The sequence below is a fragment of the Nocardioides marmotae genome (assembly GCF_013177455.1).
Taxonomy (GTDB): Bacteria; Actinomycetota; Actinomycetes; order Propionibacteriales; family Nocardioidaceae; genus Nocardioides; species Nocardioides marmotae.
The window spans coordinates 1,110,960-1,122,772 of sequence record NZ_CP053660.1 but is presented as its reverse complement, the minus strand read 5'-3'; the positions used below and the strand labels follow the sequence as shown (position 1 = coordinate 1,122,772).

General features: G+C 74.6%; 12 protein-coding genes. 4 read left to right on the top strand and 8 right to left on the bottom strand.

Annotated features, from left to right (window positions below; genetic code table 11):
• Positions 1 to 18: 18 nt before the first annotated feature.
• Together HPC71_RS05335 and HPC71_RS05330 are read right to left on the bottom strand one after the other, a co-directional pair.
• A complete protein-coding gene (locus HPC71_RS05335; protein WP_171896238.1) occupies positions 19 to 366 on the bottom strand; it encodes a DUF6912 family protein in 348 nt (115 codons plus the stop codon).
• Positions 363 to 1,835, bottom strand: coding sequence for a WS/DGAT/MGAT family O-acyltransferase (locus HPC71_RS05330; protein WP_154614081.1), 1,473 nt, complete (start codon positions 1,833 to 1,835; stop codon positions 363 to 365). Before HPC71_RS05330 ends, HPC71_RS05335 begins: the two co-directional genes overlap by 4 nt.
• Before the next feature lie 173 nt (positions 1,836 to 2,008).
• On the opposite strand from HPC71_RS05330, the gene HPC71_RS05325 reads away from it, so the two are divergent.
• On the top strand, positions 2,009 to 2,377 hold the full coding sequence (locus HPC71_RS05325; RefSeq protein ID WP_154614080.1) for a hypothetical protein: 369 nt from the start codon (positions 2,009 to 2,011) through the stop codon (positions 2,375 to 2,377).
• Positions 2,374 to 3,699, top strand: a complete 1,326-nt coding sequence (locus HPC71_RS05320) for a hypothetical protein (RefSeq protein ID WP_171896236.1) — start codon at positions 2,374 to 2,376, stop codon at positions 3,697 to 3,699. The genes HPC71_RS05325 and HPC71_RS05320 overlap by 4 nt, the downstream gene beginning before the upstream one ends.
• Here the strand turns inward: HPC71_RS05320 and HPC71_RS05315 are convergent.
• Positions 3,662 to 5,023, bottom strand: coding sequence for a CpaE/TadZ family protein (locus HPC71_RS05315; protein WP_154614079.1), 1,362 nt, complete (start codon positions 5,021 to 5,023; stop codon positions 3,662 to 3,664). The two genes, HPC71_RS05320 and HPC71_RS05315, sit on opposite strands and share 38 nt — an antisense overlap.
• Positions 5,020 to 5,661, bottom strand: a complete 642-nt coding sequence (locus HPC71_RS05310) for a hypothetical protein (protein WP_154614078.1) — start codon at positions 5,659 to 5,661, stop codon at positions 5,020 to 5,022. Before HPC71_RS05310 ends, HPC71_RS05315 begins: the two co-directional genes overlap by 4 nt.
• Before the next feature lie 100 nt (positions 5,662 to 5,761).
• On the opposite strand from HPC71_RS05310, the gene HPC71_RS05305 reads away from it, so the two are divergent.
• A complete protein-coding gene (locus HPC71_RS05305; RefSeq protein ID WP_154614077.1) occupies positions 5,762 to 6,010 on the top strand; it encodes a helix-turn-helix domain-containing protein in 249 nt (82 codons plus the stop codon).
• 66 nt (positions 6,011 to 6,076) lie between these two features.
• Here the strand turns inward: HPC71_RS05305 and HPC71_RS05300 are convergent, their stop codons facing one another.
• From HPC71_RS05300 to sigE, 3 genes are all read right to left on the bottom strand, one after another.
• Positions 6,077 to 7,459: a S1C family serine protease gene (locus HPC71_RS05300; protein ID WP_154614076.1), complete on the bottom strand. Its 1,383-nt coding sequence runs from the start codon at positions 7,457 to 7,459 to the stop codon at positions 6,077 to 6,079.
• Positions 7,460 to 7,599: 140 nt separating this feature from the next.
• A complete protein-coding gene (locus HPC71_RS05295) occupies positions 7,600 to 8,067 on the bottom strand; it encodes an anti-sigma factor family protein (protein ID WP_154614075.1) in 468 nt (155 codons plus the stop codon).
• Positions 8,067 to 8,684, bottom strand: a complete 618-nt coding sequence (gene sigE, locus HPC71_RS05290) for an RNA polymerase sigma factor SigE (protein ID WP_171896234.1) — start codon at positions 8,682 to 8,684, stop codon at positions 8,067 to 8,069. The genes HPC71_RS05295 and sigE overlap by 1 nt, the downstream gene beginning before the upstream one ends.
• A 158-nt stretch (positions 8,685 to 8,842) precedes the next feature.
• On the opposite strand from sigE, the gene HPC71_RS05285 reads away from it, so the two are divergent.
• Complete coding sequence (locus HPC71_RS05285; RefSeq protein ID WP_253943910.1) at positions 8,843 to 9,499, top strand: O-methyltransferase; 657 nt, start codon at positions 8,843 to 8,845, stop codon at positions 9,497 to 9,499.
• A gap of 220 nt (positions 9,500 to 9,719) precedes the next feature.
• Here the strand turns inward: HPC71_RS05285 and HPC71_RS05280 are convergent, their stop codons facing one another.
• Positions 9,720 to 11,762, bottom strand: coding sequence for an MMPL family transporter (locus tag HPC71_RS05280; RefSeq protein WP_253943909.1), 2,043 nt, complete (start codon positions 11,760 to 11,762; stop codon positions 9,720 to 9,722).
• Between the last annotated feature and the right edge of the window lie 51 nt (positions 11,763 to 11,813).

Here is an 11,813-nt window from a genome sequence, read left to right as displayed (position 1 = left end):
GCACGCCACGGTACGAGGTCACCCGGAGATGAGGAACTCGATCTCCTGGGTCGCGAACCAGGCCAGGTCCTCGTCGGGGTCGGCGCCCGCCGGGCGGTCCTCGATGTCGGCGTGCACGGCCACCACGCGGCGCAGCGGGACCGGCCCGTCGGGGTCGGCGCCGTCGGCCAGCTCGGCCACGACCACCACCCGGCGGCCCGGCCCGTCGAGCAGCGCCGCGGAGGCGTCCGCGGCGCCCAGCAGCGCGGCGTACTCCCCCTCCTCGGTGTCGTCGGGGGCGAGCACCCGGTCGGTCCCGGCGGGCAGCTCGCCGCTCGCGTGCAGCTCGGCCAGGCCGCGCAGGGTCGTGGGCAGGTAGACCCTCACGGGCGGCTCCCTCGGGGTCGGGCGGGGCGCGCGGGCTTGGCCTGGCCGCGGCGTCCGCGTGGGGCGCGGCTGCGGCCCCCGTTGACGGTGTCGAGGAGCTCGTCGAGCGCCTCGGTCAGGCAGGTGCCGAGCAGCTCGGCGTCGGGCAGCTGGTCGCGGTCGGCGGTGATGCCGTAGAAGACCCCGCCGTCGTACGACGTCACGCCCACGGCCAGCGGATGGCCCTGGACCAGCGGGTGCACCGGGTAGCTCGCGACCATCCGCGCGCCGGCGGCGTACAGCGCCGACTGCGGCCCTGGGACGTTGGTGACGCTCACCTGGTAGCCGCGCCGGACCTCGCGGGCCGCGAGGCGCGAGCCGATGGCGTGGAAGGTCGTCGGGGCGAAGCCCGCGATGCCGGCCAGCCGGTTGGCGGCGACCCCGCGGCCGGTCTCCTTGTGGGCCTGGAAGGAGTAGCTGACCTGGTGCAGCCGGACGACCGGGCTGGCCTCCCCCACGGGCAGGTCGACGTAGTGCGCGGCGATCTGGCTGCCGAGCGAGGTGGCCTCGAGCTCGGTGTCGATGACCGAGACCGGCACCACGGCGCGCACCCGGCGGAAGCCGCGCAGCGACTCGTCCCGGGTCATCAGCCAGGCCCGGAGGCCGCCGGTGACGGTGGCGAGGATGACGTCGTTGATCGTGCCGCCGTGGACGTCGCGCACCCGCCGGTAGTCCTCGAGCCTGGTCTCCACGGTGACCACCCGCCGCTGCTGGGACAGCGGCCCGCCCAGCGCCCCGGCCCGCTGGGGCCGGCGACCGGCCAGCCCGCCGAGCACCCGGCCGGCCGTGCCGGCGGCGCTCTCCCCGGTGCGCAGCAGCGCGCCGGTGGTGCCCCGGGCGGCGTCGAGCACCGTGCGCGGCTGGGTGACCGAGTCCCGTGCGGCCTCGACGAGGAGCGCCGCGGACGAGGGTCGCGGGCGGGGCTGCCACGGGTCGGCGCCGAGCAGCTTGGGCTCGGGGCTGACGTCGAGCAGGAGCTGCCCGAGGTCGACGGTCTCGACGCCGTCGACGAGGACCTGGTGGGCCTTGGAGAGCAGCGCGACGCGCCCGCCCGCGAGGCCCTCGACGAGGTACATCTCCCACAGGGGACGGGTCCGGTCGAGCGGCCGGGAGACGATCCGGCCGACCAGCTCGCGCAGCTGGTCGTGGGTGCCCGGGCGCGGCAGTGCCGAACGGCGTACGTGGTAGGCGAGGTCGAAGTGCTCGTCGTCGACCCAGATCGGGTTCGCGAACCGGCCCGGCACCTGCTGGAGGCGCTGCCGGTAGCGCGGGACGAACGAGATCCGGTCGCGGATCAGCTCGACCAGCCGGTCGTGGTCGAACCCGGAGTCCGCGCACTCGAAGATCTCGACCGTCGCGTTGTGCGCCGGCGCCGAAGGGGTCTCCTCGGCCAGGATCGCGAGGTCGCGGGGCCGCAGCCGCTCGTTCATCCGGCTTTCACATCCTCGTCCTCGTCGGGGGCCCGGAGGTGGTCCGGCCGGGGGGTGGGGCGCTCGGGTCCGCGGTGTGGTCCTCCACCTCGGACCCCTACCCCACCTCTCTTGTTCAACGTGCGATTCTGGCAGACGTCACCGCCCCGACCCCCATGAGGAAAGTCACCAGCATGCAGACGCCCCGACGACTCGCGGCCACGGCCGCGGTCCTGGCCATCACGCTCGCCGGCGCCACCGCCTGCGGGGAGGACGAGCCGGCGCCGGACTCCTCCGGCGACCCGAAGACGATCGAGATCACCTTCGAGGACGGCATGGTCACGCCGAACGGCGAGCGGGTGAAGGTGGACGTCGACCAGGAGGTCGAGCTCGTCGTGCAGGCCGACGACGCCGGTGAGATCCACGTGCACTCCACCCCGGAGCAGATGCTGGAGTACGGCGCCGGCACGACCACCCTCCCGATCACGCTCGACCAGCCGGGCGTGGTCGAGGTCGAGTCGCACGACCTCGACCAGGTGATCGTCCAGCTCGAAGTCCGGTGAACGACGGGCGGTACCTCGCCCACGGGATCGGCGGCGCCAAGGACCTGCCGCTCTCCCCCGAGCTGGCGATCGCCGGCGCGGTGGCCGCGCTGACGGTGTCCTTCACCGTGCTCGCCGTCGCGTGGCGCTCCCCGAGGTACGACGCAGCGACCTCCGGCCGGCCGGCGCCGGCGTGGCTCGAGGCGGTCGTGGACTCCGCGGCCTTCCGGATCGCGTTGCGGGTCTTCGGCATGGCCGTGTTCCTGTGGGGCGCCTATGCCGCCGTGCTCGGCCAGGACCTGCTGACCAATCCCATCTTCGGGATGTTCTACGTCTGGCTGTGGGTCGGCATCGTGCCGCTCTCGCTGTTCTTCGGCCCGGCGTGGAAGGCGATCAGCCCGGTCCGCACGATCAACCTGGCGTTCGCCAAGATCTCCGGCAGCGACCCCGACGAGGGCGTCTTCCGCTACCCCGAGCGGCTCGGCGTGTGGCCGGCCGCGATCGGCCTGTACGCGTTCGTGTGGATGGAGCTGGTCTACCGCTTCTCCACCGAGCTCGGCCCGGTGCGCCTGTGGATCGCTGCGTACGTCGCGGTGATGCTGCTCGGCGGCGCGCTGTTCGGCAACACCTTCTACGAGCGCGCCGACCCCTTCGAGGTCTACTCCTCCCTCGTCGCCAAGCTCTCCCCCTGGGGGCGCCGCGACGGCCGGCTGATCGTCCGCAGCCCGCTGGCCAACCTGGACTCCGTGACCGTGCGGCCGGGTCTCGTGGCGGTGATGGCCGTCCTGTTCGGCTCGACGGCCTTCGACTCCTTCAAGGAGTCCTCGCCGTGGGTGCGCTACATCCAGTCCAGCGAGGTCTCGGTCTCGCTGCTCAACAACCTCGCGCTGCTGGCGTTCGTCGTCGGGGTGGGGCTGATCTTCGCCGCCGGGACCGCCGCCACCGGGGTGGGCTCGGGGACCTCGCGGTGGAGCCTGCCGAACCAGTTCGCGCACTCGGTGGTGCCGATCATCGTGGGCTACATCGTCGCCCACTACCTGACCTACTTCGTCGAGGTCGGGCAGCTGACGCTCATCCAGGCCAGCGACCCGCTCGGCGAGGGGCAGAACCTGCTCGGCACGGGCGACTGGAGCGTCAACTACTGGCTCTCCTACCACCCGACGCTGCTGGCCTCCACCAAGGTGCTGGCGGTGGTGCTCGGCCACGTCGTCGGGGTCGTCGCCGCCCACGACCGGGCGATCAAGCTGCTCCCCAAGCGGCACCAGCTCACCGGTCAGCTGCCGCTGCTGGTGGCGATGGTCGCCTTCACCGTCGGCGGCCTCTACCTGCTGTTCGCCGCCTGAGCCCACGGCTGCCGGCGGGCCGACCCACTGCGCCGCCGCTCCCCGCCGACTGCGCGTCGGTCGGCGGGGGCTGGGGCGGCTGCGGCGGTTGGAGCGCGTCGACGACCGCGGCCACCGCGCGGGTCACCGCCGAGTCGCCCGACTCCACCAGCGTCCGGCCGGCGACGACCGCGCGGTCGACCCCGGCCCGGTCGTCGGGGACGAAGTGCAGGGACGCGATCCGGCCGAAGCCCGCGACCATCCCGGAGACGTCCCGCTCGGACCAGCCGAGGCTCGGGCGCATCCGGTTGACCACCACCCGCACGGGCGCGCCGCCGGTGAGCTCGGTCAGCTCGACCAGCGCCCGGGCCAGCCGGGAGAGGCCGACCGGGTCGGCGGTGCCGACGACCAGCAGCTCGTCGGCACTACCGAGCGCCTCCAGGGTCAGCCGGTTGCGGCCGGGCCGCCCGGGGTCGAGGCCGTCCTCCTCCAGGCTGAAGCCGGTGTCGACCACCACGTCGCCGTGGTCGCGCCCCACCTCCAGCAGGTGCTCCAGCGCGCCGGCCCGCACCTCGGCCCAGCGGTCGGCCCGCGGCAGGCCCGTGACGACGCTGAGGTGCTGGTCGAGCCCGCGCTGCACCGAGGTGAACCCCGCGGCGAGCGTGCCGGCGGTGGCCAGCCGCGCGGCGGACAGCAGCCCCGAGACCTCGTCGAGGATGCCGAGCTGCTGGGCCACCGTCCCGCCGTACGGGTCGGCGTCGACGAGGATCGTCCGCCGTCGCCGGCGGGCCAGCTCCGCGGCGACGGCGGCGGCCAGCGTCGTACGACCGGGGGCACCGGCGGGGCCCCACACCACGATCGTGCGGCCCCGCGGGCGCCGCTCTCCGGGGCCCAGGCCGGAGTCGAGGTCGAGGTCGTCGGCCGGGACCGCGGCGTCCGGCCTTCCGGACGGGGCGTGCCGCGGCATGGTCGGCGGAGCGTCGGGGGCCGCGACGACGGCGAGGACGGCGTCGGGCAGCAGGTGGAGCGCCGCCTCGTCGACGACCCCGGGGATCCCGATCCGCGAGGCCCGCAGACGGCCGGCGTCGACGGCGTCGGCCGGGACGACGGCGACCGGTTGGACACCGTCGCGCCGCAGGTGGTCCACGGCCGCGGCGTCGAGCCCGGGTGCGTCGATCCCGACGACCGCGACGTCGGCCTGGCGGGCCGAGGCGGCCGCGAGGAGGTCGTCCACGTCCACGCAACGCTTGAGCACGACGACGTCGCGTCGGCCGTCGAAGCGGCGCAGCGCGTCGGACTCCCACGCCGCCCCGGCGCCCACCACGAGGACGACGACGGGGTTCACGAGACCTGGGTGACGGTCGTGAGCGGGTTCTCCACCCGCGCCAGCCGGGCGAAGAACTGCTCCGCCGTGGCCTCGTCCACCGCGACGACGAGCTGCCGTTTCCCGGTCGCGCCGAAGCCCTCGTCCAGGGCGGGCGCCTCCACGACGACCACGTCGTCGAGCACCGGCCCGTCGGGCGTCCCGGCCGAGCCGGTCAGGTAGACGTCGACGACGGACCCGTCGCCCACCGTCGGCGGCACCAGGTCGACGGCGAGCGGCACCGAGACGGTGCCGGCCTCCTCGACGGTGCCCACGGCCGCGCGGGGCAGGAGCTCCCCGGCCCCAACGCCGCGCACCAGCGCGAGCTCGGCGGGCAGCTGCTCCTCGGCGAGGAAGTAGCGCTCGCCCGCCACCCCGTCGGCGAACCGGACGCGCTGGGCCACCAGGTCGTCCGCGGTGACCCGGTCCCCCGCGCCCAGGTCGGCGGCGACGGCCCAGACCGCGACCGTGTCGTCCGCGGCGTCCAGCAGCCGGGCGCCGGCCACGACCGACGCGGCGACGATGAGGACCCCGACCCACAGCCGCGGGTCGCGCCAGCCCGGCCGGCGCGCGCGGGTCGCTCCGGGCGGCGCCGGCGGGGTCGGGACGTCGGTGGGCACGGGGACAGTGTGCAGACGGAGGGCGGGCTCGTCACCCCGTTCTCCACAGCTCGGTGGGGCACAGGCGGGGGCCGGGGGTGGCAGGTGCCACCATGGGCCCATGCCCGGTCCGCCCCGTTTCCTCACGCTCGCCGACGTGGCCGAGGTGCTCAACACCTCGAGCGCGCAGGTGTACGCGCTGGTGCGCCGCGGTGAGCTGCCCGCCATCAAGATCGGCGGCCGCGGTCAGTGGCGGGTCGAGACCAGCCAGCTGGAGGACTTCATCCAGCGGATGTACGACGAGACCCGGACGTTCGTCGACGAGCACCCCTTCGTCGAGGCGGCCGACGCCGAGCCCCGCGGCGACTGAGCGAGAGCCCAGCCCCGCGGCGCCTGAGCAGCGCGCCTGAGCAGCGCCTGAGCGGCGCGCCCGGGGTCAGCCGGTCTCGGCGCCCAGCTCGACCTCGACGGTCCGCTCGTCGCCACCGCGGACGACCGAGAACTCGATGGTCTCGCCGGGCTGGTGGGTCCGGATCGCCACGATCAGCGCGATGCCGTCGGTGACCCGCTCGCCGTCGACCGCGACGATGACGTCGCCGGCCTTCAGGCCCGCCTCGGCCGCGGGGGTGTCCTCGATGACCTCCTCGATCTCGGCGCCGGTGCCGTCGCGCTGGCCGGTCTGGACCTGCGCGCCGATCACCGGGTAGCTGGCCTCGCCCGTGCGCAGGATCTGGTCGGCGGTGACCCGCACCTGCTCGATCGGGATCGCGAAGCCCACCCCGATGTTGCCCGACTCCCCGCCGCCGAGCATGCCGCCGCCGGTGGTCGCGATCGCGGAGTTCACGCCGACGACCTGGCCGCGCAGGTTGACCAGGGGGCCACCGGAGTTCCCCGGGTTGATCGCGGCGTCGGTCTGGACGGCGTTGATGTAGGAGGAGTCGTTGGCGGAGTCGCCCGTGGTGACGGGTCGCTTCAGCGCGCTCACGATGCCGGCGGTGACCGTCGAGCTCAGGCCCAGCGGCGAGCCGATCGCGACGACGCCCTCGCCGACCTGCAGCGCGGTCGACGCGCCGAGGGCCGCGGGCTTCATGCCCTCGACCTCGCGGGCGTAGAGGACCGCGAGGTCGTAGACGGGGCTGCGGCCGACGACCTCGGCGTCGTACCGGTTGCCGTCCTGGTCGACGATCTCGATCGCGCCGTCCTCCTGGGCGGCGTCGGCGACGACGTGGTTGTTGGTGACGACGTGCCCGCGGGTGTCGAGCACGAAGCCGGAGCCGGTCGCCCCGTTGGCCTCGCCCTCGAAGGAGGCCGAGATCTGCACCGTGCTGGGCAGCAGCTCCTGCGCCACGGCGGCGACCGAGCCCTCCTCGGCCTCCAGGGGCGCCTCGGTGCGGACGGCGTCCTCGCCGAGCCCGGAGCCGACCAGCGAGGAGCCGGACTCCTCCTCGAGCGCGTCGTAGACGATGCCGCCGAAGACGCCGCCCATGACGCCGACCACGAGCGCCAGTGCCGTCACCACGGGCCACAGCCAGACCGGCACGCGTCCGCGCGGGGTCGTGGAGTGGGAGCCGCCGCCCGACGCGGGGTAGGGCTGGCCGTAGGCCGGTCCGGCCTGCTGGCCGAAGGGCTGGCCGTACGGCGCGGGCTGGGGCCGCGTGCCGGGCGCGTCCCACTGCAGGGGGCGCGGCTGGGCGGTCGGCGGGACCCACGAGTCACCCGGAGCCGATGCGGGCTCGGGTGCCGGGCGGGAGGGGACCGGGGGGCGTCCGAGGGGCTGGGTCTCCTCGGTTCCGTCCGGGCCGGGCTGCTCGTCGTTCACGTCCACATCATGCCGGGAGACTGGTGGGGCACCGAGGTTCGGGCCTCCGCCGGCCCCGGATCGGTAGGCATCCGACCCACCTGTCCCACGACTGTCGCCACGCGTGTCGCCATGCCTGTCCAGCTCCGCTTCGGGCCGGGTCAGGGCCGGCGCGGGGCCGGGACCCCGGTGCTCGGCGGCGGGGCCGGGCTGCCGATGTGGGTCACCGGCGCGCGTCGGTCCGCCGGGGGCGCGTCGGCCGGGGCGGCGCCGAGGGCGATGACGCCGAGGACCGCCGCGCCGACGGCGCCGCCGCCGATCGCGACGAGACCCGCCGTACGACGTCCGCGGTGCTGCTCACGCTCGGCGGCCAGGACGAGGTAGACGTCGCCCGGGGGCAGGCCGACCGGGCCGTCCGGGCCGCAGCGCAGCGCACCCTTGAGCCGCTCCGGCGCGCCGCCGCAGTCGCCCATCGAGAGCCCCAGCAGGCGGGTCTTGACCCAGCCCTCGCGCTCGACGAGGTCGCGGCAGGCGTGGCAGGTGTGGACGTGCGCCCAGGCCCGCTCGGTCTCGGCGGGGTCGAGCTGGCCGTCGAGCAGGGCGCTGACCTTGGTCCCCAGGTGGCCCATCACCGCTCGCCCCCGGGGACCAGCGAGTCGTGGCCGACCGGTCCGGAGTAGCGCTGGCGGCCGTCGGCCGGGGCCCGGTGCGCGAGCGCCTTGCGCAGCATGGCCCGGCCGCGGTGGATCCGCGAGCGCACGGTGCCGAGCTTCGCGCCGAGGATCTCGGCGATCTCCTCATACGAGAGGCCCTCGACGTCGCAGAGCACGACGGCGGCGCGGAAGTCGGGGGGCAGGGTCGCCAGGGCGCGCTCGACATCGTCGTCGAAGCGCTGGTCGGCGTACGCCGCCTCCGGCGCGGGCGAGGGGCTGGTCAGCCGGTCGGCCCGCTCGTCGGAGAGCGCGTCGAAGCGGATGCGCTGCTTGCGGCGGGCCTGGTCGAGGAAGAGGTTCGTGGTGATCCGGTGCAGCCAGCCCTCGAACGTGCCGGGGGTGTAGCCCGACAGCGAGCGGAAGACCCGGACGAAGACCTCCTGGGTCAGGTCCTCGGCGTCGTGGCGGTTGCCGGTGAGGCGGTAGGCCAGCCGGTAGACGCGGTCGGAGTGCTGCTCGACGACCTCGTCCCAGGTGGGCACTCCGGGAGTGCCTGTCTGCCCTGGTCCGGACGCTGCGTCCTGCTCATCCACGACGGTCCCCCTCCATCTGAGCACTGCGTCCTCCTCACCGTAGGTGCGTTCGCTGAGAGAACCCTGTGAGCCCGGTTGCCCACGTCCTCGCCCAACGAGCCGGGGCGCGCCGGTGTTCCCAGGTGAGCGCAGCGGCCCGGGCGCGGTAGGTTCACGGGGTGACGACGACGCCGGTGAGTGCTGCCAGCTGGAGCTATGCCGAGGAGTTCGTGGCCGAGGACGAGGTCCTCGCCGCCGCGCGCGCCCGCGCCCAGGAGGTCGGGGTGGTCGCGGTCGGCCCCGGCGCCGGTGCGGCGCTGCGCTTCCTCGCCTCGGTCCTCGACGCCCGCGCGGTCGTCGAGATCGGCACCGGCACCGGTGTCTCGGGCCTGTGGCTGCTGCGCGGCATGCGCGGCGACGGCGTGCTCACCACCGTCGACATCGAGACCGAGCACCAGCGGCTGGCCCGCCAGTCCTTCACCGAGGCCGGCATCGCCAGCCAGCGCGCCCGCACGATCTCCGGCGCCGCGCTCGACGTCCTCCCCCGGCTCACCGACGGCCACTACGACCTGGTCTTCTGCGACGGCGACAAGCGCGAGTACGCCGCGTACCTCGAGGAGGCGCTGCGGCTGCTGCGCCCCGGCGGCGTGGTGGCCTTCGACAACGCCCTGTGGCACGACCGGGTCGCCGACCCCGCTCGCCGCGACGAGGAGACCGTCTCGATCCGCGACCTCGGTCGCGCCGTCGCCGAGCACCCCGACCTGGTCAGCCTGCTGCTGCCGGTCGGCGACGGGCTGCTCGTCGCCAAGAAGACCTGGAACCCCGAGTCCGACTGAGGACCGGCCCCAGCCGGCCCAGTCGGCTTCCGCCGTCCTGATCCGCGGCTCTGCCGGGCAGCTCGAAGGACTCAGCCCCGGCCGGCCACGCCCCGGCGTACCACCGGCCCCACGCGCACCACTGATCAGGGCAGTCCTGCACATATCGGGGCAGATCTCCCCTGAGAAGTACAGGGGTCACCGGTGAACCGGTGACCCCTGCAGCGGTCCCGCCCAGCCCTCAGGCACCCACCTTCCGCGGCCACCAGAACTTCTCGCCGAGGATGAGCGCGGCGGCGGGGACGAGCACGGTGCGCACGAGCAGCGTGTCGAGCAGGACGCCGATGCAGATGACCGTGCCGACCTGCGCGAGGACCACGAGCGGGAGCACGCCGAGGACGGCGAAGACCGCGGCGAGCAGGATGCCGGCGCTGGTGATGACGCCGCCGGTGGCGGCCAGCGCGCGGAGCATGCCCTTGCGCGGGCCGTGGCCCTCGGACTCCTCCCGGGCCCGGGTCACGAGGAAGATGTTGTAGTCCACGCCGAGTGCCACGAGGAACAAGAACGCCAGCAGCGGCACGGACTCATCGAGCGCGGAGAAGCCGAGCGGACCGGTGAAGAGCCACCAGGCGGCGCCCATGGACGCGGCGTACGTGCCGAGCACCGTGGCGACGAGGACCAGCGGGGCCACGATCGAGCGGAGCAGGATCAGCAGCGCCGCCAGCACGAGGCCGAGGATCAGCGGCAGGATGACGATCCGGTCGCGGGCCGCGCCCTCCCGGGCGTCGATCGCGGAGGCCTCGGTGCCGCCGACGTAGGTGTCGTCGAGGCCGTCGACCGCGTCGCGGATGGCGGTGATGCCGTTCTCGGCCTCCTCCGAGCCGGGCTCGCCCTCGAGGACGACGTTGAGCTGGGCGACGCCGTCGCCCTCGGGGCCGGGCTGGACCTGCGCGACGCCCTCGGCGCCCTCGACCGCGCGGGCGACCTCCTGGGGGTCGGCCGTGGTGACCACCCGGGTCGGGTCGGTGAGGCCGGCGGGGAAGGACTCCGCGAGCCGGTTGGCCGCCGAGATGGCCTCGGGCTCGTCGAGGAACTGCTCGTCCTGGTCCAGGCCGGTGCTGACGCCGAACAGGCCGATGGAGAGCGCCGCGAGGAGGGCGATGGTGCCGGTGGCGAAGACCGCGGGCCGGCGGGCGACGCGGTCGCCGACCCGGTGCCAGAAGGAGTCCATGTCGACCAGCGCGGCCTGGCCGGTGCGCGGCACCTTGGGCCAGAAGATCCAGCGGCCGAAGAGGACGAGGAGCGCCGGCAGCACGACGAGCGCGAAGAACGCCGCGACCACGACGCCGACGGCGCAGGCCAGGCCGAGCCCCCGGGTCGTCGGGACGACCGAGAGCAGCAGCGTGAGCAGGCCCAGGACGACGGTGGTGGCGCTGGCGAGCACCGCCTCGGCGGTGCGCGCGAGGGCCGTGGTCATGGCGGCGTACCGGTCCTCGACGTGGCGCAGCTCGTCGCGGTAGCGGGAGATCAGCAGCAGGGCGTAGTTCGTGCCGGCACCGAACACGAGGACCGAGAGGATGCCGACCGTCGACTCGTCCCAGGCGACGTCGAACGCGGCGAGGACCTGGGTGGCGGCGATGGCGGCGAAGCGGTCGGCGATGCCGACGACGAGCAGCGGGATGACCCAGAGGATCGGGCTGCGGTAGGTGATGACGAGCAGCAGCGCCACCACGGAGGCGGTGACCGCCAGCAGGCGGAAGTTGGCGCCCTCGAAGACCGCCGAGAGGTCGGCCTGGACCGCCGCCGGCCCCGTCGCCTGCGCGGTGAGGCCGTCGGGGACCGTGTCGTCGAGCTCGGAGCGGAGGTCCGCGACCTCGTCGGAGACGTCGGTGGCCGACCCGGAGGCCACGGGGACCACGGCGATCGCCGCGGTGCCGTCCTCGGCGACCGAGACCGGCCCCTGCGGGCCGGCGCCGACCGCCCCGAGGTCCTTCGCGACCGTGTTCAGCTCCTCCAGCGCGCCCCGGTCGATCGTGCCCTCGTCGGCGGTCCACAGGACGACCGCGGTGGACGAGCCCTCGTCGGGCAGCCGCTGCTCGAGCTCGGTCGCGAGCGTGGAGTCGAGGTCGCGCGGCAGCTGGTCGAGCGGGGTGCGGTCGCGCTCGCCCTCACCGAGGAGAACGAGCCCCAGCACCGCCGCGACGAGCGGCAGGAACGCGAAGAGCCAGGCGGTACGCCGCGCGATGATCAGGGACGTGACCGGGTGTGGTCGGTGGTCGGACACGGCGTGCTCCTCGGCGACGTACGATTGGTTCAGATAACAAGATGCTAAGCA